We start from the raw sequence: 18195 nt of genomic DNA on the forward strand, positions 1-18195 counted from the left end.
GGTTTCATGGGGGCAGGTCCCGGACAATGAGGGCGCGTGACATGCGCCAGAGTATCCGCGCCAGTGCGGGCGGAAAACCTGTGCGGCATAAAAAACCCGGCATCCCTGTGGGGCTGCCGGGTTTTGTGCAGTCAGGCCGTTACGCGCGCCGCTTAGGCGGCTTTCATGACAGCGGTGAGGGATTCCAGAACCTCGTTAGGCTCTTTCTTTTCCAGCACCGCGACTTCGGCCACAAAGCGTTCCTGAGCGGCTTCAAACAGTTTACGTTCGCTGAAGCTGCCATCCAGACTGTCAACATTGCGGCGCAGGTCGCGCAGCACTTCGGCAATCTGAACCAGATCGCCAGAGTTGATTTTTTCCTGATACGCCACCGCGCGGCGTGCCCACATGCCTTTGCTGACATGCGGCTTGCCCTTGATGATGGCCATGGCCTTGTCCACGATCTCGCGCGAGACAATCTTGCGCAGCCCGGCCTTGCGGGCCTTGGTGAGCGGGATGCGCAGTGTCATCTGGTTGCCGGGGAAGGAAATCTGGATGACTTCCAGTTTCGTTCCGGCTATTTCATCCACCCCGATCCGGTCCACCCGACCGACACCGTGTGCGGCGTAGACGATGGCATCACCTTCCTGAAAGGGATCCTCGTCTTTTACCTTGGTTTTTGCCTGTGCTGCGGTCGTGGCGGCGGCGGTGCGTGCCATTGCATCTGTCACGCCACCTTTGGGAGGTGCTCTGAAAGTATTCATAACCTGACCTTTTAGCATAAAAATGCGTGTTTGTCTTGTAAAACAGCCGACATGAAGCGGGCCTGAGGTTATGACTGCACGCCGTTTACCGTTTGCAGTGCCGGGGCTGTTGGGTCTCCTGTGGGTTGCAGCACGTCAATTTCGATCGTGCGGGCCATGGTGGCCATTGGCAGGGCATGCAGCGTATTGGCAAAAGGCTCCTGAAGGTCGCTGGCGCTCTTGTCCAGAACCAGAAACAGGCAGCCCACAAGGCTTGAACCCAGCGGCGTGATCCATTCCAGTGTCTGAACCATGGAGAGTGGCAGCACGATGCAGAAGATGTTCACCAGCACCCTTGGCAGCACCGAAAACTGCATGGGTAGCGGTGTGTTGCGGATACGCTCCAGCCCGCCCTGTGCATTGGCCAGATCAGACAGGATACGGTCGATCTGCCCGTGTACCGCACCATCGATGTTTTTCTTGCGGACTTCCTCAGCCACGCCCAGCCCGATCTGGTAGAGAATGGCGTTAGGCTGGTTGCGGTAGCCGACAATGGCCTCACGCATGGAGGCGGGCAGCAGGCGGTTGATGTCCTCGCTGGCATCCAGCTTGCCCAGCGCCATGCGCAGCGCGTGCGGGTAGGCGGCTATGGCGTACATCAGGTCGTGCCGGTCGCCCAGCAGGGTGCCGGCCTGTCGGCCAAAGGAACGGCAGTTGTTGGTGATGCTCCCCCACAGGGTGCGGCCTTCCCACCAGCGGGCATAGGCGCTGGTGCTGCGAAATCCCATGAACAGGGCCAGAGCGGAACCGATCAGCGGGACAGGCAGGCTCGGCTGTTCCATCCATTCCTGATGGAAGACCTGAAACAGAACCACCACCACGAAATCCCAGGCTGCCATGAGCAGGAGAACGGTGCGAACCTCGCGGGATATAATGCGTAATCCCATGCGCGGGTCAACGATCATCCAGACTGTCTCCTTTCTTGTCGGGGCTGTATTGCCCGTCCGTGCTTTAACATGACACAATGAGAGTGGTTTCCCGATATGGCAGCTTTATGTTTGTGCTGCCATCCGGGCTATGTTGTTGAAAATATGCGGTGAAATGCTGAAGGAAGATTAAGCTCATGCAAGCCAGTGCCGGGTTGACCCTGCGGGAAGAGCATCGCTGTCATGGGGGCAGCGTACAGTTTTACGAACATCAGTCCGAAGTGCTGGGACTGCCTGCACGGTTTGGCGTGTTTCTGCCCCCCGCAGCGCTTGAAGGTAAGCGCGTACCGATTCTGTATGTGCTGGCAGGCCTGACCTGCACGGATGAAACCTTCCTGATCAAGTCGGCTGCGCTGGCCGAGGCCGCACGGCTTGGGTTGGCCATTGTCGCCCCTGATACATCGCCCAGAGGGGCAGGGGTGCCGGGCGAAGATACGGACTGGGATATGGGCACGGGGGCCGGCTTCTATCTGGATGCCACACAGGAGCCGTGGAGCCGCCATTACCGCATGGACAGCTATATCAGCCGCGAACTGCCCGCGCTGGTTGAGGCGGCATTGCCGCTGGATGGCACGCGGCGTGGCATTACAGGCCATTCCATGGGGGGGCATGGCGCGCTCGTGCATGCGCTGCGTAACCCTGAGTTCTGGAAATCGGTTTCGGCCTTTGCGCCCATCGTGCATCCGTCCGCCGTGCCTTGGGGTGAAAAGGCGTTTACCACCTATCTGGGCACAGACCGCACGGCATGGCGCGCTTATGACGCTGTGTGCATGCTCGAAGATGGCCTGAGCCACCCCACCACCATTCTGGTTGATCAGGGTGATGCGGATCAGTTCCTTGAGCGCGAACTTCAGCCTTGGCATCTGGAAAAGGCGGCTCTTGCCGTCGGGCAGAAACTGACCCTGCGCCGCCATGCTGTGTATGATCATTCCTACTGGTTCGTGCAGAGCTTCGCATGCGAGCACCTGCGCCACCATGCGGCTATTCTGGGCGCGCTGTAACCGGCACCAGCGCTCCTGAAAAACCGGGGGCGCTGGTCAGGCAATGGGCTTGTGCGCCATGCCTGCCAGTGCCCCCAGCCATTTGAGATATTCCGTCATCAGCAGTCGCAGGGTGGAAAGCTGGGTCAGGTGGTGCATGGCCGGGGGTGTTACCGGGCAGGCATATAGAGCCACATCCGGCAGGGTGCGCCCAAGTTCCAGCATGGCCCGGCGCATGTGGTAGCCAGCCGTTACCACCACAAGGCTGCCGATATGGTTGTCAGCCACCCATGCGGCAGTTTCCTCGGCATTGCCAATGGTCGAGCGGGCCTGATAGCCCAGCGTAATGCGCGGCCCCAGCGCTTTTTCCTGCTCTGGCAGTAGCAACGCCTGTTGCGAGGCCTGTGGTGCCACGCCTGAAATCAGCAGCCACTCGGCTTGCCCCCGTTCCAGAAGGCGCAGCGAGGTTTCCACTCGCCCCGCCCCGCCCGTAAGGGCCACAATACCTGCCGTGTGTGGTAAAGGCCCGGCAGGGCGCAGGGCATCGTGCACAAACCAGCCAAAGCCACACAAGAACAGGAGTGGCAGCCCCAGAAGCACAAAGGCCGGGGCACGTTTGACAAGGCGGCGCATCAGGGCAGGCGGCGGAGCCACAGGCGTACGATAAGCTGGGTTGTCAGCCAGCAGATCAGGGCTGCCGCAACAGGCAGGCACCCCAGCCCGATAAGCAGGTCAGAGGGCACGGCATTAAGAATAGAGGCTTCATCCATCAGGCCGGTCTGGCTGGCAGTGGCCTGCGCCATGTCTGCATCAGCGGTGAAAGGGGCTGTGATCTGGAGCAGCGCAAAGAGTGGCAGGCAGGCCAGCACCGTGCCGCTCAGCCCGCCACCAAAGGCAAGAGAGGCCGTTCTGCGGGCAAAGCGCCCAGCAATATAACCGTCCGATGCGCCAAGCCCGTGCAGGGTGGTGATGGTATCGCGGCGCGAGGCCAGTCCCGCACGAGTGGTCAGGCCCGTAATCAGGGTGGCGACACCGCAGACACTCAGCAACGCCAGTCCCGCGCAGGCTAGCAGGCTGTTGGCCAGAGCATGCAGGCGCGTGCTCCACAGACTGTTACGCTCGACAATCACCCCCGGAGCCAGAGCCGACAGATCCTGCTCCAGTGTGGCTGGCGGGACGGTGCCATCGGGCAGGTCAACACGCAGGACGGCGGGCAGGGGCATGGCCGCGCTGCCTGCGGGGGCCTGTCCGTTGTTCAGGCCGCTGCCCAACCACGGCTGGAGCAGAGTGTCCAGTTCCTGCGTGGAAAGCCGGTGCACGGTGCTGCCCGCAGGCAGGCTGACAAGTGCGGCCTGCACGGCATCTGCCCGGTTTTGCCCCGTGCTCTGGCCCTGCCGGGCAGGTTGGTCAGGCTGGGGCACCTGAATAATGACAAGCTGCGCAGCCCCCCCGGCCCAGCGGGCGGATAATGCCCGTGCGCCGCACGCGCCAGCCAGTGTCAGGGCGGCCAGAAACCCCACCATGGCTACCAGCGCAAACAGCCCGCGATCGGGCATGGCTTCAGCCAGAGACAGGCCATCGCGCCTGCGGGTGGAACGGCGGCTCATGGTAACGGGGTGTCCTCGCTCACAAGGTGGCCACGTTCGAGAAAAAGAGCGGGGCGGGGCAGGCGGCGCACCAGAGCCTCGTTATGGGTGGCGACAATCACCGTGGAGCCCATGGCGCTGAGTTCGGCAAACATGTCGAGCAGGCGGTGGGCCTGACTTTCTTCCAGCGCGTTTGTGGGTTCATCCGCCAGAATCAGGCCGGGGCGGTGGATAATGGCGCGCGCTATGGCGGTGCGCTGCTGCTCCCCCCCCGAAAGGCGCTCGGCGGGTACATCGTGGTATTCGCCAAGGCCCACCCATTTGAGAATGGAGCGGATTTCATCGCGAATTTCGTCTTCCGGGCGTTTTTGCAGCCGCAGGGGCAGGGCGATGTTATCTGCAACCGACAGGCCGGGCATCAGGCGGAAATCCTGATGGATCATGCCTATGCGGCGGCGTAGCATGACAAAGGTGCCGCGCTTTTGTGTATCGTCCACCGGCTGGCCAAGAACGACCATCCGCCCCGAGCTGGGCAGGGTTTCAACATGCAGCAGGCTGAGCAGGCTGCTCTTGCCCGCCCCCGAAGGGCCAAGGAGCCAGCGGAACCCGCCCTGCGGCACGGAAAAAGACAGCCGCGAGAGAACGGGGGCGGGGTCTTTTCTGGCCCGACGCCAGGAAACGGTGTCCAGATGGATCATGCAGGCTGGCCCTGATACTGTGCGGGGCTGGGGGTGGTGGTACGGCCCATGGGCATGTCAGACCCAGAAGGGACTTACATGTTCCGTGCGGCAAGAGCCGTAAGGGTGGAGGCGGCTGCGGCTACGGCCATAAGGCCAATCCCGTCGTAGATCAGGCTGGTGGCGCTGAGCATGTGCCCGCCCAGTATAATTTCGTGCGGAATGGCGGCCGCGGCGTTGCTGATGGCGTCACGCGCCTGCGGGTCGGCTGCGGCGGTGGAGCGTGTCAGTGCGCCGGTCAGGGTTGGCACGGCGGCCCACACTACGCCTGCAATCAGCAGGAACGGGGCCAGCAGTTCCGCCACCTGCTGGATGAAACCCGCCACAAAATGGCAGATAACCCAAAGGGCCGTGCAGATGAGGTGCAGGATTGTCGAGCCGCCTTCATGCAGGGCGGGAGCGGGAGGCTGCGGTGCAAGGGGAGTGCGCTGATCCATGAACCCGTTTTTCCTTTGGGGGGTGCGATTGTAGAGCCTGTTATACAGGGGGGTGGGCGGTTGTGTCACGTCATGGAAGGCGTGCCGGGTGTGGCTGGGGTGCGTAACAGGGGCTGTTCACGCATTCGAGAGCAGACGGCGCTTTGTTCCGGCGTTTAAGGTAGGAGCATGGGGTTAGGTCAGGAACGCGGCCAGGCCTTGCGGGTTTTGCGCGTATTTCGGGTTTTGTAAGGGAGCGTTACGGTCGTTCATGCAGTTTCTTTCGTGTACCGTGATGTTCGCCGGGGTGAACGCACAGGCTATGGCCTGCCTGCGTGATGTGCTGAGCATGCGTGGGCTGGACCTGCGCAGCGTGCCTGATGCGGCGGCGGTGTTTTCGAGCTTTGATGAGGTTCTGCCCGATCTGGTGGTGGTGCCTGAAACCCTGCCGGATATGGCAGCCACGCGGCTGTGCCAGCACCTGCGGCTTAATGCAGCAACCCGTGGCATGCCGGTTGTGGTGCTGCTTTCCGCCCGCGATCCTGCGCGTGAGCATGAACTGCTCGATCGTGGGGCGGATGCCTGTTTCTGCATGGAGGATGACCCGGTTATCCTGCTGTTTCGTATTTGCGCGCTGCTGCGTGAATACGGTGCCGATGCCGCCGAGCGCGAAGGGGTCAGCTTTCGGCAGCCGACAATCAGCGTGGTGACGGCTCCGGGTGGCGCGCTGTGGTCATGGCCCGGTCTGCGCGACCTGCCAGCCAGAGCGCGGGGGCAGCAGGCCGTATCGGCGGATGGCGCGCTGGTGGATATGTTCCGGCGCAACGGGCAGAAAGCCCAGCTTGTGGATGACCCGGACAGGCTTGATCTGGCCGGTAACGGGTCTGGTGGCGGCACACCGCCCGATTGCGTGGTGGTGGACCTGACCTGCCCGGCGTTTGAGGGGCTGGCTCTGGCCCGCACGGTGGCGGCCTTTCGGCGGCGGACGCGCCAATGTGTGCGCGTGATGGGGGTGATGGAAAAAAGCGCGGATTCGGCTGAAAAGATCCGTATCGCGTTTGAGGCGGGTGTGGATGATCTGGTCGATACCGATATCCGCCCCGATCTGTTTTTGGCCCGTGTTGCAGCCCTTGTGCGGCGCAAGAGCCTGCAGGACGAGGTGCAGCGCGAAGAAGCGCATATGGAAAGTGCCCGCGCCCGCGCCGCACTGGCCGATGCACTGCGGCGCGTGAATGCGGATCTGGCGGCGGCCAACCGAAAGCTGATCGACGCGCAGGCCAAGCTGGTGCAGTCCGCCAAAATGGCCTCTCTTGGTGAGTTGGCTGCTGGTATCGCGCATGAGTTCAACAACCCGCTGGCGTTTGTTCTGGCGCATGAAAGCACGGCAAAGCGCAGTGTGGCGCAGGCGTTGCAGGCCATTAGGCTGGGCGATACGCAGCAGGCAGAAGCCGCGCTGGCCAAAGGGGGAGAGCGTCTGGCCTCGTCCTTTGTCGGGCTTTCGCGCCTGCGTGACCTTGTGGTGAGCTTACGGCGCTTTTCCCGGTTGGAGGAAGGCGAGTTCAGGCGGCTGGACGTGCCGGAGGCCATAGGCATGGTGCTGACGCTGCTTGCCCCCAAGCTGGGGGAGGAAATAGAGGTGGAATGCCAGCTTGAGGCCCCGCCAGAGCTTGTCTGTCAGGCGGCGCTGGTCAATCAGGTTGTCATGAATATTGTCAGCAACGCAGCGGATGCCATTCTGGAAAAACGTGAGGTTAATCGTCGGGCAGAGGGCGGCGCACAGCCGGGCAAGGACCGGATTCTGCTTCAGTCCAGCCTGCAACCGCGCGAGGGGCGCGAGGGCAATGATTATGTCCTGCGCATTTGTGATACCGGCCCCGGCGTGCCTGATGCGTTACAGGAGCGCGTATTTGAGCCGTTTTTTACGACCAAGCCCGTTGGCTCGGGCACGGGGCTGGGGCTGGCTACAGCCTATGGTGTTGTGCAGGCGCACGGCGGGAGTATTGTTATAACAAGATCGGAAAGCCTCGGTGGGGCCTGTTTTACAATCCGGGTGCCATATAGAGCAGCAGAGGAGCGGCGCGGTGAAAACGTTGCCTGACACAGCGGAGCGGCCTGTCGTTCTGGTTGTGGATGACGAGCCTGAAATTCTGGTAGCACTGACCGACCTGCTCGATCAGACCTACCATGTGCTGGCAGCTTCTTCTGGCGAGGAGGGGCTGGCCCTATTGCGCCAGCACCCTGATGTGGCGGTCATTATTTCTGACCAGCGCATGCCGTGCATGACGGGTGACGTGTTTTTTGCCCATGCCCGCGAACTGAGCGGAGCCGGTGCCATTCTGCTGACTGGCTATGCCGATATTTCGGCTGTGGAAGCCGCACTCAACCGGGGGCAGATTTCCTTTTTTGCGTACAAGCCGTGGGATGATGAAACCCTGCTGTCCATGGTGGGGCAGGCGGCGGATCGTTACCGGCTGGAAAACGAACTGGCGCGCGAGCGTCTGCTGCTGCGCGGCCTGCTTGAAAACCTGCCTTTCGGGTTGGCGTTCAAGGATCAGAATGGCAGCTTCATCCGCCTTAACCAGCAGATGGCGCGTGAATTCAACCGCAGTGTTGCAGATTGCATCGGCCATCAGGAAGATGAACTGGTCGATGGCACCCGTCTTGAAAGTCTGCGGCAGGCACAGGGTGATCTGGCGGCTTCCGGTCGTGACCAGCAGGTGCTGCAACTGCCCGGGCCCGATGGCCAGACCCGCTGGCACGACCTCACCCGCGTAAGGCTGGACAGCCTGCGCAACGAGCCGGTGCGAGCTGACAGGCTTTCGGCCTATTCCATCCTGATCGATCGCGATGTTACGGAACTGCTCAGTTTGGAGCAGCGCTTGCAGCAGGCGCAGAAAATGCAGGCGATCGGCACATTGGCCGGTGGCATCGCGCATGACTTCAACAACCTGCTAACGGCTATTCTGGGTTCGCTGGAACTGGTGCAGGACCTTGACCCCCCGAAGGAAGCTGCTGCCACACGGCTGTATCAGAACGCCATGCAGGCGGCGCGGCGGGGGGCTGTGCTGACCCGCCGCCTGCTCGACTTTAGCCGCCCGCGCCATCTTGTTTGCCAGCAGGTGGATGTGGGGGAAATGCTCGAAACCCTGAGCGATTTCCTGATGCGCGGCAAGGTGCCGGATGACATTCGGGGCGAGCTGGATACAGACCGCTTCAAGCCCGGCAGCGGGTGGGAGCGTGTTAGTTTCGAACTGCCCGACAGGCCCTTGCCGCCTGTGTGGACTGACGCAACGCAGCTTCAGCTTGCGGTGCTCAACCAGTGCCTGAATGCGCTGGAGGCCCAGCCGCAGGGGGACAGTGCCTGCGTTGTTAGCGTGCGGCTGGCGGATAAGCTCCTTGGCCGCCATCTGGGTGGTGAACATGCCAGCGCATGGGTAGTGGTGCAGATCCGCGATTATGGTGCGGGCATGACGGAAGAACAGCGCGCCCGCATTTTCGAACCGTTCTTTACCACGCGGGATGTCGGGCAGGGCAACGGGCTTGGCCTGTCTATGACCTACAGCTTCATCAGCCACTGCGGGGGTGAGGTACGCGTAGAGGGCATTCCCGGCGGCGGTACGGTGGTGGAGCTATGGTTCCCCGCCATGGCGCGCGGCAAGGTTCAGGCAGAACCGGCCCAGGCGCCCGCAGCCGTGCGTAAGGTTGTATCCGTGCAGGATGACAGCATGCCGGACGAGGCGCTGAAAGAAGGGGATATCAGCCAGATCGAAGGGGCTGTTCCGGCTTTTGCGCTGTCCACGCCAGTTACACAGGATATGGCGCGCGTGCTGCCTGATGCGGCGGAGGGGCGGATTATCCTCGTGGTGGATGACGAGCCGGGGGTGCGGGCGGTTACGGCAGGTTTTCTGCGCCGTGCGGGTTATGCTGTGCTGGAATCCTCCAGCGGTATGGATGCGCTTGAAGCCGTGCAGCAGCATGCGGACATAGCGCTTGTTGTCATGGATGTGAAAATGCCGGGTATGAACGGCGGTGAGGCCGCACGGCATATTCACACACGCAGGCCGGAACTGCCGGTGCTGTTTGTAACCGGCTATGCCGATTTCGGCCTGCTACCCGAAGGTGTTCCCGTACTGCACAAGCCCTATACGCGAGATGCCTTGCTGGGCGATGTCCGGGCCATGCTCGCAGCATAATACTGGCGCGGCCCGCTGGCTCGGTTGTTCAGCCTGCCTGTGGGCCGAAATGGCGGTACACCACATCACCCGGGGCGTGGCCGGGGGCCGCCTTGTCTGGTATCGCGCCCAGACGCTCCGCTAGCCTGCATGAGCGCGTATTGTCTTGATGGACGTAGCTGACCAACGAGGGCAGGTGCCGGACATCGCGTGCCCAGTCCCGCAGGGCGGACGCCGCTTCAAACGCGTAACCCAGCCCCTCGGCTTGTGGAAAAACCAGCCAGCCTATTTCATGTTCGGGAAAAAGTGGCCCGGTATTGATCCCGACCTGACCCAGACAGCATCCGTTGTCGTGGTCTTCCATCATCAACGCCCCTACGCCGAAAAAATCCCATTGTGCATGGTCGGTGCAGAACAGGCCCCACGCCCGGTCTGGTGCAAACGGCCCACCCATGTGGCGGCAGCGGTCAGACGCCATGAACGCCGCATAAGCAGGCCAGTCGTTCAAATTCATGGGGCGCAGCAGCAAGCGCTGGGTGTTCAGGGTAGGAATAAGGGCCATGGAGCGGAGAATTTACATCATAGGGTTGAAGGCGGGCCGAGGCTGAAACTGCGCGGGGTTGTGCGGATAACGCAAGGAACAAAGCGCAGGCACGGGCTGGTCGTGCGGTGTGTGCAGGGCGGTGTTCAAGCGCTTACCCCTTGTGTTGGCGGAGTAAACCCCTATTTCTTTGAGATCATGCAGAACTCATTCATTGCTTCCTCTCCCTATGATCCGGTCGGCTGGCATGGCACGACCATCCTGTGTGTAAGGCGCGGGCCATGTGTGGCCATGGCGGGCGATGGCCAGGTGACGCTGGGCAGCACCGTTATCAAGGGCAATGCCCGCAAGGTGCGGCGGATCGGGCCATCTGGCTCCATTCTCGCAGGCTTTGCCGGAGCCACGGCCGATGCCTTTACCCTGCTCGAACGGCTTGAAGCCAAGCTTGAGCGCTATCCCAACCAGCTTGAACGTGCTTGCGTGGAACTGGCCAAGGACTGGCGCACAGACCGCTACCTGCGCCGGCTGGAAGCGATGATGGCCGTGGCCGATGCCGAACATTCCTACACCCTGACTGGTAATGGCGATGTGCTGGAACCCGAGGACGGGGTGATCGCCATTGGCTCAGGTGGCAATTATGCCCTGTCCGCCGCCCGCGCGCTGCTGGGCGTAGAGGGGATGGGAGCCGAGGAAATCGTGCGCCGCAGCATGAAAATTGCTGGTGATATCTGTGTTTATACCAATCACGCAGTCAGGGTTGAAACGCTTGAAACCCGCACCACTACGGGAGATGCCTGATGCAAGCGCCTGACCTGTCGCCGCGCGGCATTGTTGCCGAGCTTGACCGCTTTATTGTCGGGCAGACCGATGCCAAGCGTGCCGTGGCTATTGCCCTGCGCAACCGCTGGCGGCGGGCGCAACTGCCCGATGGCCTGCGTGAAGAGGTTGTGCCCAAGAACATTCTCATGATCGGGCCGACTGGCTGCGGCAAAACCGAAATTGCCCGCCGTCTGGCCCGGCTGGCGCAGGCACCATTCCTCAAGGTCGAAGCCACCAAGTTTACCGAGGTGGGGTACGTAGGCCGCGATGTGGACAGCATCGTGCGGGATCTGGTGGATGCCGCCATTGTCATGCTCAAGAACGCCCGGCGCAAGGATGTGGAAACACAGGCGGCACAGGCAGCGGAAGAGCGGATTGTGAACGCGCTGGTGGGCGAAGGGTCCTCAGCCGATACCAAAAGCCGTTTTCGCAGCATGCTGCGGAGCGGCCAGTTGGAAGACAAGGAAATCGAAATCGCCGTGGCTGATGCGGGGCCTGCGGGTGCTGGCGAAATGCCGGGGCTGGTGCCCGGTCAGGTCGTCAACTTTGGCGATATGATGAAGTCGTTTATGAATCGCACCCCACGGCCACGGAAAATGACCGTAGCCGCCGCGCGTGAGCAGCTCAGAAACGAAGAGGCCGAAAAGCTGCTCGACAGCGAGGCCCTGACGCGTGAGGCGGTAACCATCGCGCAGGAAAATGGCATTGTTTTCCTCGATGAAATTGACAAGGTCTGTGCCCGTTCTTCCGAAAGCGGCATGAAAGGGGGCGATGTTTCGCGTGAAGGCGTGCAGCGTGACCTGCTGCCGCTGATCGAAGGCACCACCGTTTCCACCAAATATGGCCCGGTTCGCACTGACCATATTCTGTTTATCGCCTCGGGTGCGTTCCATCTGGCCAAACCGGCTGACCTGCTGCCGGAATTGCAGGGGCGTCTGCCAATCCGTGTGGAGTTGCAGCCGCTCTCGCGGGCTGATCTGCGCCAGATTCTGACGGCTCCCGAACATTCGTTGCTCAAGCAGTACGTAGCTCTGTTGCATACCGAAGGTGTGGAACTGGAGTTTACGGATGATGCGGTGGATGCGCTGGCCGAACTGGCAGCGGATATCAATGAACGGGTAGAGAATATCGGCGCGCGCAGGCTTGCTACCGTTCTGGAAAAACTGCTTGAAGATATCTCGTTTACTGCGCCGGAGCGGCAGGGAGAAAAAATGGTTGTCAGTGCTGACATGGTTAATGACAAGGTTACGCCCCTAGCGCAGCGCGGCGACCTGAGCCGGTTTATCCTGTAATGGACGCGCCTTTTGTCGTCCCGCCCGAAGAAAGCGCGGCGGAAGCCATCGAAGCTATTCGCGACGAGCTTGAACTGTTTGATGACTGGATGGAACGCTACCAGTACATCATAGAAATGGGGCGCAAGCTGCCGCTTTTTCCTTCGGTCTGGCAGGATGACGCCCATAGGGTGCCCGGCTGCCAGAGTCAGGTCTGGCTGGAGGAAAAAGCCGAAGGCGATCGGCTGTATTTTGCGGGCCAGTCCGATGCGGCGATTGTCAGCGGGCTGGTGGCCCTGCTGTTGCGTGTCTATTCGGGGCGCACACGGGCAGAAATTGCAGCGACTGACCCTTCCTTCCTGCGCGACCTCGGGCTGGTGCAGGCACTCTCCACCAACCGGGGTAACGGGGTAGAGGCCATGGCGCGGGCTATCCGCTCGGCGGCGGCCATGCCAGCCTGAACAGGCCCGTATCGTTCGATGCCGTTTGGGTTGCAAAAACACCGGGCCAGAAAACGGCCCATAAAAAAGGGGCGGGGGCCATATCGGCCTCCGCCCCTTTTTCTGTCATATGGCCTGACGATCAGCCAGCCTTGTTCAGGCCTGCCAGCACATCCGCCGGGCGAATGGGCAGGTGGCGCAGGCGCACGCCCACGGCATTGAAAATCGCATTGCCAATAGCCGGAGCAATGGTGGTCACACCCGGCTCACCCAAGCCCATGGGCTTTTCGGTGCTGGGCAGGAACTCGATTTCCATATCCGGCACATCCGCGATACGCAGCGGGGTGTAGGTATCAAGGTTACGGTCACGTACGTTGCCGTTCTCGATTTCCGTGCCTTCAAACAGCGCCATGCTCAGGCCCCACAGCGCGCCGCCTTCGGTCTGGGCGGTTGCGCCATCGGGGTCGATTACGGTGCCTGCATCCAGCACCAGCCAGATTTTCTCGCAGGTTACCACGCCGGTTCTGCGGTCAACCCGCACGCGGGCGGCACCGGCGGTCCATGTCGGCATGCCGCGTTCCTGACCGAAGGTGGTGGCAATGCCAATACCGGTATCGGCGGGCAGGTCCGTGCGGCCATAGCCGCATTTTTCCGCCAGACGCTTGAGCACCGCCGCCTGACGGCTAGCACCGCCAACGGAATCCGGGGCAGACCCAGCATTGCGCCCTTCGCTGATCAGCAGGCTCAGCCGCAGGGTCACCGGGTCCTTGCCGAGTGAGTGGGCCACTTCGTCCAGAAAGGTTTCATGCGCCCATGGTGTCCAGCCGGAGCTGACCGAACGCAGCCAGCCGGGGCGGAAAGTCGCATCGGCCAGATCGTTGTCGAGCGCGCGCACGCGCATCGGGCCTACGGTGTACCAATGGTCGGCCCCGGCAATAGCGAACTGGTCGTAAGGCTTGCCGTCAGCCCCTTTTTCCATGAACGCGGCGGCCATGACGCGGGTCGGCCAGCCAGCAGCAGCATGGTGCTGCCAGCCCTGAAACGCGCCGTCTTTTGTCAGGGCGGCCCGCACGGTCTGGATGGAGGGCGAGCGGATGGAATCGTACTGCACATCATCCGAACGGGTGAAGATCAGCTTGACCGGGCGGCCGTTCAGCGCCTTGGAAATCAGGGCTGCCGGTACGGCGTAATCGCCGTTCAGGCGTCGGCCGAAACCACCACCCAGCATGTAGCTGCGCATCACCACATCGGTCTCGGGCACGCCCAGAGCCTTGGCGATAACGGGCAGGAACAAAGACTGCCACTGGTTGCCGCAATGCACTTCCCACTTGCCTTCATGCAGGCGGGCGAGCGCGTTCAGCGGTTCAAGCTGGTAGTGCAGGACGGAGGAGCAGGTATAGGTGTGCTCTACAATCCTGTCGGCATGGGCGAAGGCTTCATCCACCCCGGGATCGTTGAAGACGCAAGAGCCGCCTTCCTTGTTGGCGATCTGCGCGCGACCATGCTCGATAATGTCATGCTCGCTCACATGCGCGGTAGGCCCGGCTTCCCATGTCACCTTGAGCGCATCGGTAGCGCGGATGGCTGCGGGGTAGGAGGAGGCCAGAACAGCCACCCAGCCCGGCACCGTGCCGGACGGATCTTCCAGCACGATATGGCGGATATAGCCTTTGACCTTGCGCGCTTCGGTTTCATCCACCGAAACGACCTTGGCACCGTAGCGAGTAGGCGGCAGCTTGGGGCGGGCATACACCATGCCTTCCAGCTTGGCGTCTATCCCGTATACGGCAGTGCCGTCGGTCTTGGCAGGGATGTCGAGTGCCCGTACCTGCTTGCCGATCAGCCTGCGCTCGGAGGCGGGCTTGAGCGGCAGCTTGGCCATTTCTTCGGGGGTGAAGCTGCGGGTCGGATGTGCGCGGCTGACGATATCGCCATAGGCAATGGAGCGCTTGCCCGCGATCACCTGACCATTACGGGCAACGCAGGCGGCAGGGTCCACGCCCAGCAGCTTGGCCCCTTCGGCCACCATGACGGTGCGCGCCGCCGCCCCGGCCTGACGGAACTGGTCCCATGTCATCCAGACCGACCACGACCCGCCGGTAACCATAAGGCCCCATTTGGGATCGGTATCGACATAGGTGATACGCACCTTGTCCCAGTCGGCTTCCATTTCATCAGCAATGATCCGGGCCAGTGCCGTGCCGATATGCTGGCCCATTTCCGCGCGGATGATGTTGATGTTCACCCAGCCATCCGGGGCGATGGAACACCACAGCGTGGGTTCGAAGGCTCCGGCTTCAGGCAGGTTAGCCGCTGCCTGCGGGAAAACAGGAGCCGCCTTGGCCGAGCGTGCGAAACCGAAGAGAAAGGCAGAGCCCGCTGCGGTCAGCAGAAAGCCGCGCCGGGTGGGGCCAAGCCCCGCCGCGCGATCCTGACGGGCGGCAATGCGTTCGAGCTTACCCATGAGAAGTCTCCTTGCCGGATGTCTGGGCACGAAGGGCTGCCGCTGCCTTTTTGATGGCCTTGCGGATTCGCACATAGGTCATGCACCGGCACAGGCTACCGCCCATGACACCGTCGATTTCCTCGTCGGTCGGGTCCGGGTAGTCCTTGAGCAGGCTGACAGCCTGCATGATCTGGCCGGACTGGCAGTATCCGCACTGCGGAACCTGAATGTCCTTCCAGGCTTCCTGTACGGGGTGATGGCCCTGTGGGTCCAGCCCCTCGATGGTGGTGATATCCGCCCCCTCAATGGAACTCATGGGGGTGATGCACGAACGGGTAGCCCGCCCGCCTACCAGCACGGTGCAAGCACCGCACTGGCCAACGCCACAGCCAAATTTTGTGCCGGTCAGGTCCAGATCGTCACGCAGGGCCCACAGCAGGGGGGTATCTTCAGGCACATCGATGCTGACATCACGGCCGTTGAGTTTGAACGTTATCATGTCTTGCTCCGCTGCCGCGCCTTAGTGGGATGAATTGACAGGACTGGACTGCACGGTGCTGCGTATGGCGGCGGCCTTTTTCTCAAGGTCGGTCCATGGTGGCAGGGTCGTACGTGTCCGGCGCAGATAGGCAGCGATCCGGGCCATGTCCGCATCGGACAGGGCGTTGTAGAAACTCGGCATGGCTACGCCAGACTGGCCTTCTTCCGCAGTCAGCCCGTGCAGCATGACTTGGAACAGGTTGGTCGGCTCATCCAGCCACAGGGCGTTGTTCAGCGCCAGATCGGGGCGGCCGAGAACGGGGGCAGGGGCAGCATTGTAATGGCATGCCGCGCATGCGCCCTGATACAGCTTGGCGTCCGGGTCCGGGTTGGGGCCAATCAGGCCTGCCCGTGACTGTTCCATGGCAAGCGCCAGAGCGGCGGCATCATGCTTGGAGCGTTCGGCCGCGTGATCGACATCGGCATAATAATGCGCGATGGCGTGCACATCTTCTTCCGGCACGGTGGACAGGAAGCGGTGCGGCACGGGCGACATGGGGCCGCCAGCCGGGCCATGCAGTGGCGCCACCCCAAAACGCAGGTACTGGAAGAGTTCATCTTCCGTCCATGTGGTGGGGGTGGGGTTGTGCTCGTTCAGCGGCGGGGCGATCCAGTTATCCACCACGGCCCCATCGTATTGCGAGCCCTTCTTTTCAGCGCCCATGAAGTTGCGCGGCGTATGGCACGCACCGCAATGCGCGTTGCCTTCAGCCAGATACGCGCCGCGGTTCCACAGCGCATCATGGCTGGGGTCGGGCTTGTATGCGCCGGGGCTGAAGAACATCAGCTTCCACCCTGCCTGCATGATGCGCAGGCTAAGCGGGAAGGGCAGCTCATTGGGCCGGGGTGCCAGATGCACGGCAGGGCGTGTCATCAGGAAGGCATAAAGGTCGGACAGATCCTGATCGGTCATTTTGGTAAAATGATCGTACGGGAAAGCCGGGATCAGGTGTTCACCTTCCCGCGATACACCCAACCGCATGGCGCGCTTGAACGCGGCTTCGGACCATGTGCCGATACCGGTCTCGACATCAGGTGTGATGTTCGAGGAGTGGATGGCCCCAAAGGGGGTTTCCATCCTGTAATCGCCTGCGAGCTCGGGGCCCGGCGTGCCATCGGTACGGGTGTGGCATTCGGCGCAATAGCCTTCTGCCGCGACAATGCGCCCGCGTTCGATCTGTTCAGGCGTGAACGTGCCTGCAGCCGGCGGCGTGACAGGCGCCAGCGCCGGATACCAAGCATAATAAAGGAAACCGAGCCCGGCCACAGTTCCGACTGCGGCTGCCCCTGCTAGAAAACGTTTGATCACTCCAACCCCCACTCCCATGCCGGATACCTTTGCTTACGAAAGACCAGTGGGGCGCTTTCGTCGCGGCTTACGCATCTGAGGCTGATACTGTTTTGACTTGGATCAAGTCTTATCCGCCTTTTGGGTATCAATACAACGTATGGATGACGGATAAAGACGCGCAAAAGTGAATAAGATTTATTTGTCCGAGGCCTGATGGTGTGTGAGTTTACTGACTATGGAGTGTTGTCACGGGCGTCTATATTTGTCCGTATATAGACAGGTGCCAATTTCCCAGCCTGCTTTACATGAAGCGTGCCTGTCTTTGCTTGCTTTCATGCTGCTTGTGGAACGCTTCGCGCGGCGGCAAGGCTTTAATATGTCACCTAACTTGTCATGCGGGGCTTGCATGGTGCAGCGCTTTCTTTTAAGGGAGCGCACTCATGCACGCGTCCGGGCCTGTGGGGCATGCCCGGCCGTGCACGGTTGAACGCTGCGTCCTTGTGGCGCTGTTCAGCCTGATCCTTTGTGTTTAGCAGGAGTAGTCAAATGCCCAAGATGAAGACCAAGTCATCGGTCAAGAAGCGGTTCAAGATCACCGCGACCGGTAAGGTGCTCTCCGGCCCGGCAGGCAAGCGCCACGGCCTGATCAAACGCACGCAGAAAATGAAGCGCACTGCACGCGGTACGCAGGTTCTGGCTCACCAGGACGGCCTCACTGTGAAGCAGTGGGCCCCCTACGGGCTGTCGTAAGGAGCATCTGAGAAATGGCACGTGTAAAACGCGGTGTAACCACCCACGCCCGTCATAAAAAAGTTCTGGATCTGGCTAAAGGCTATCGCGGCCGGTCATCCACCAACTATCGTATTGCGCTCGAGCGTGTTGAAAAGGCGCTGCGTTACGCCTATCGCGACCGTCGCAACAAAAAGCGCGAATTCCGCGCTCTGTGGATTCAGCGTATCAACGCTGCCGTGCGTGAGCATGGCCTGACCTACAGCCGTTTCATCAACGGTCTGGACAAGGCAGGGATCGAAATCGACCGTAAGGTTCTGGCCGCCATCGCTTTCGATGACGCCGCGACCTTCGCCGAAATCGTGAAGAAGGCCCAGGCCGCTCTGGAAGCCTGATTTCAGGCGCCTGATAGGCTTTTACGGCTTTAACGAGAAAGGCCGCCCGGTTTGCGGGGGGGCCTTTTTTGCGTTCTGCGCGTAAAATCTGTGCGCCATCGGGGGGGGGCGCAGGGGGCGGGTT

General features: G+C 61.6%; 18 protein-coding genes. 8 read left to right on the plus strand and 10 right to left on the minus strand.

Annotated elements, in window-relative coordinates:
• Window positions 1–152: 152 nt before the first annotated feature.
• Window positions 153–743: a CarD family transcriptional regulator gene (locus ABF757_RS11100; RefSeq protein WP_025860368.1), complete on the minus strand. Its 591-nt coding sequence runs from the start codon at window positions 741–743 to the stop codon at window positions 153–155.
• A gap of 68 nt (window positions 744–811) precedes the next feature.
• Window positions 812–1687: a bestrophin family protein gene (locus ABF757_RS11105; RefSeq protein WP_415482395.1), complete on the minus strand. Its 876-nt coding sequence runs from the start codon at window positions 1685–1687 to the stop codon at window positions 812–814.
• Between the two features lie 158 nt (window positions 1688–1845).
• Here ABF757_RS11105 and fghA point away from each other — a divergent pair, with 158 nt between their 5' ends.
• Window positions 1846–2709, plus strand: coding sequence for an S-formylglutathione hydrolase (fghA, locus tag ABF757_RS11110; RefSeq protein WP_415482396.1), 864 nt, complete (start codon window positions 1846–1848; stop codon window positions 2707–2709).
• 36 nt (window positions 2710–2745) lie between these two features.
• On the opposite strand, the gene ABF757_RS11115 is transcribed toward fghA, so the two are convergent.
• The 4 genes from ABF757_RS11115 to ABF757_RS11130 form a co-directional block, all read right to left on the minus strand.
• A complete protein-coding gene (locus ABF757_RS11115) occupies window positions 2746–3321 on the minus strand; it encodes a YdcF family protein (protein ID WP_025860369.1) in 576 nt (191 codons plus the stop codon).
• Window positions 3321–4295 carry a cell division protein FtsX gene (locus ABF757_RS11120; RefSeq protein ID WP_415482397.1) on the minus strand — a complete coding sequence of 325 codons (975 nt, stop codon included), beginning with the start codon at window positions 4293–4295 and terminating at the stop codon, window positions 3321–3323. The genes ABF757_RS11115 and ABF757_RS11120 overlap by 1 nt, the downstream gene beginning before the upstream one ends.
• A complete protein-coding gene (locus tag ABF757_RS11125) occupies window positions 4292–4972 on the minus strand; it encodes a cell division ATP-binding protein FtsE (RefSeq protein WP_025860370.1) in 681 nt (226 codons plus the stop codon). Before ABF757_RS11125 ends, ABF757_RS11120 begins: the two co-directional genes overlap by 4 nt.
• Before the next feature lie 74 nt (window positions 4973–5046).
• Window positions 5047–5448: a hypothetical protein gene (locus ABF757_RS11130; RefSeq protein WP_415482398.1), complete on the minus strand. Its 402-nt coding sequence runs from the start codon at window positions 5446–5448 to the stop codon at window positions 5047–5049.
• A gap of 250 nt (window positions 5449–5698) precedes the next feature.
• Here ABF757_RS11130 and ABF757_RS11135 point away from each other — a divergent pair, with 250 nt between their 5' ends.
• Window positions 5699–7525 carry an ATP-binding protein gene (locus ABF757_RS11135; RefSeq protein ID WP_415482399.1) on the plus strand — a complete coding sequence of 609 codons (1827 nt, stop codon included), beginning with the start codon at window positions 5699–5701 and terminating at the stop codon, window positions 7523–7525.
• On the plus strand, window positions 7509–9620 hold the full coding sequence (locus ABF757_RS11140) for a response regulator (protein ID WP_415482401.1): 2112 nt from the start codon (window positions 7509–7511) through the stop codon (window positions 9618–9620). The genes ABF757_RS11135 and ABF757_RS11140 overlap by 17 nt, the downstream gene beginning before the upstream one ends.
• A gap of 28 nt (window positions 9621–9648) precedes the next feature.
• Here the strand turns inward: ABF757_RS11140 and ABF757_RS11145 are convergent, their stop codons facing one another.
• On the minus strand, window positions 9649–10161 hold the full coding sequence (locus ABF757_RS11145) for a GNAT family N-acetyltransferase (RefSeq protein ID WP_415482403.1): 513 nt from the start codon (window positions 10159–10161) through the stop codon (window positions 9649–9651).
• A gap of 177 nt (window positions 10162–10338) precedes the next feature.
• Here ABF757_RS11145 and hslV point away from each other — a divergent pair, with 177 nt between their 5' ends.
• From hslV to ABF757_RS11160, 3 genes are read left to right on the plus strand one after another with little or no spacing between them, the layout of a single operon-like run.
• On the plus strand, window positions 10339–10938 hold the full coding sequence (gene hslV / locus ABF757_RS11150; RefSeq protein ID WP_415482404.1) for an ATP-dependent protease subunit HslV: 600 nt from the start codon (window positions 10339–10341) through the stop codon (window positions 10936–10938).
• Window positions 10938–12251 (plus strand): ATP-dependent protease ATPase subunit HslU, encoded by a 1314-nt coding sequence (gene hslU, locus ABF757_RS11155; protein WP_415482405.1) that lies wholly within the window; start codon window positions 10938–10940, stop codon window positions 12249–12251. The genes hslV and hslU overlap by 1 nt, the downstream gene beginning before the upstream one ends.
• The gene (locus ABF757_RS11160; protein WP_415482406.1) at window positions 12251–12691 is read left to right on the plus strand and encodes a SufE family protein; all 441 of its coding nucleotides are present in this window, start codon (window positions 12251–12253) and stop codon (window positions 12689–12691) included. Before hslU ends, ABF757_RS11160 begins: the two co-directional genes overlap by 1 nt.
• 121 nt (window positions 12692–12812) lie before the next feature.
• On the opposite strand, the gene ABF757_RS11165 is transcribed toward ABF757_RS11160, so the two are convergent.
• From ABF757_RS11165 to ABF757_RS11175, 3 genes are read right to left on the minus strand one after another with little or no spacing between them, the layout of a single operon-like run.
• Entirely contained in the window at window positions 12813–15134 is a 2322-nt protein-coding gene (locus ABF757_RS11165; protein ID WP_415482407.1) for a xanthine dehydrogenase family protein molybdopterin-binding subunit, read from the minus strand.
• Window positions 15127–15615 (minus strand): (2Fe-2S)-binding protein, encoded by a 489-nt coding sequence (locus tag ABF757_RS11170; protein WP_415482408.1) that lies wholly within the window; start codon window positions 15613–15615, stop codon window positions 15127–15129. The genes ABF757_RS11165 and ABF757_RS11170 overlap by 8 nt, the downstream gene beginning before the upstream one ends.
• A 21-nt stretch (window positions 15616–15636) precedes the next feature.
• Window positions 15637–16965: a c-type cytochrome gene (locus tag ABF757_RS11175; protein ID WP_415482409.1), complete on the minus strand. Its 1329-nt coding sequence runs from the start codon at window positions 16963–16965 to the stop codon at window positions 15637–15639.
• A gap of 528 nt (window positions 16966–17493) precedes the next feature.
• On the opposite strand from ABF757_RS11175, the gene rpmI reads away from it, so the two are divergent.
• Both rpmI and rplT read left to right on the plus strand, forming a co-directional pair.
• On the plus strand, window positions 17494–17697 hold the full coding sequence (rpmI, locus tag ABF757_RS11180; RefSeq protein WP_025860377.1) for a 50S ribosomal protein L35: 204 nt from the start codon (window positions 17494–17496) through the stop codon (window positions 17695–17697).
• Window positions 17698–17711: 14 nt separating this feature from the next.
• Window positions 17712–18071 (plus strand): 50S ribosomal protein L20, encoded by a 360-nt coding sequence (gene rplT / locus ABF757_RS11185; RefSeq protein WP_025860378.1) that lies wholly within the window; start codon window positions 17712–17714, stop codon window positions 18069–18071.
• Window positions 18072–18195 lie beyond the last annotated feature (124 nt).

Source organism: Acetobacter papayae (assembly GCF_047721125.1).
Taxonomy (GTDB): Bacteria; Pseudomonadota; Alphaproteobacteria; order Acetobacterales; family Acetobacteraceae; genus Acetobacter; species Acetobacter papayae.

Coding starts and splice junctions, on each gene's coding strand:
- ABF757_RS11165 (WP_415482407.1), bottom strand. CDS start 15,134: ATGGGTAAGCTCGAACGCATTGCCGCCCGTCAGGATCGCGCGGCGGGG.
- hslV (WP_415482404.1), top strand. CDS start 10,339: ATGCAGAACTCATTCATTGCTTCCTCTCCCTATGATCCGGTCGGCTGG.
- ABF757_RS11100 (WP_025860368.1), bottom strand. CDS start 743: ATGAATACTTTCAGAGCACCTCCCAAAGGTGGCGTGACAGATGCAATG.
- rplT (WP_025860378.1), top strand. CDS start 17,712: ATGGCACGTGTAAAACGCGGTGTAACCACCCACGCCCGTCATAAAAAA.
- ABF757_RS11160 (WP_415482406.1), top strand. CDS start 12,251: ATGGACGCGCCTTTTGTCGTCCCGCCCGAAGAAAGCGCGGCGGAAGCC.
- fghA (WP_415482396.1), top strand. CDS start 1,846: ATGCAAGCCAGTGCCGGGTTGACCCTGCGGGAAGAGCATCGCTGTCAT.
- ABF757_RS11105 (WP_415482395.1), bottom strand. CDS start 1,687: ATGATCGTTGACCCGCGCATGGGATTACGCATTATATCCCGCGAGGTT.
- ABF757_RS11170 (WP_415482408.1), bottom strand. CDS start 15,615: ATGATAACGTTCAAACTCAACGGCCGTGATGTCAGCATCGATGTGCCT.
- ABF757_RS11125 (WP_025860370.1), bottom strand. CDS start 4,972: ATGATCCATCTGGACACCGTTTCCTGGCGTCGGGCCAGAAAAGACCCC.
- hslU (WP_415482405.1), top strand. CDS start 10,938: ATGCAAGCGCCTGACCTGTCGCCGCGCGGCATTGTTGCCGAGCTTGAC.
- ABF757_RS11130 (WP_415482398.1), bottom strand. CDS start 5,448: ATGGATCAGCGCACTCCCCTTGCACCGCAGCCTCCCGCTCCCGCCCTG.
- ABF757_RS11135 (WP_415482399.1), top strand. CDS start 5,699: ATGCAGTTTCTTTCGTGTACCGTGATGTTCGCCGGGGTGAACGCACAG.
- ABF757_RS11145 (WP_415482403.1), bottom strand. CDS start 10,161: ATGGCCCTTATTCCTACCCTGAACACCCAGCGCTTGCTGCTGCGCCCC.
- ABF757_RS11120 (WP_415482397.1), bottom strand. CDS start 4,295: ATGAGCCGCCGTTCCACCCGCAGGCGCGATGGCCTGTCTCTGGCTGAA.
- rpmI (WP_025860377.1), top strand. CDS start 17,494: ATGCCCAAGATGAAGACCAAGTCATCGGTCAAGAAGCGGTTCAAGATC.
- ABF757_RS11115 (WP_025860369.1), bottom strand. CDS start 3,321: ATGCGCCGCCTTGTCAAACGTGCCCCGGCCTTTGTGCTTCTGGGGCTG.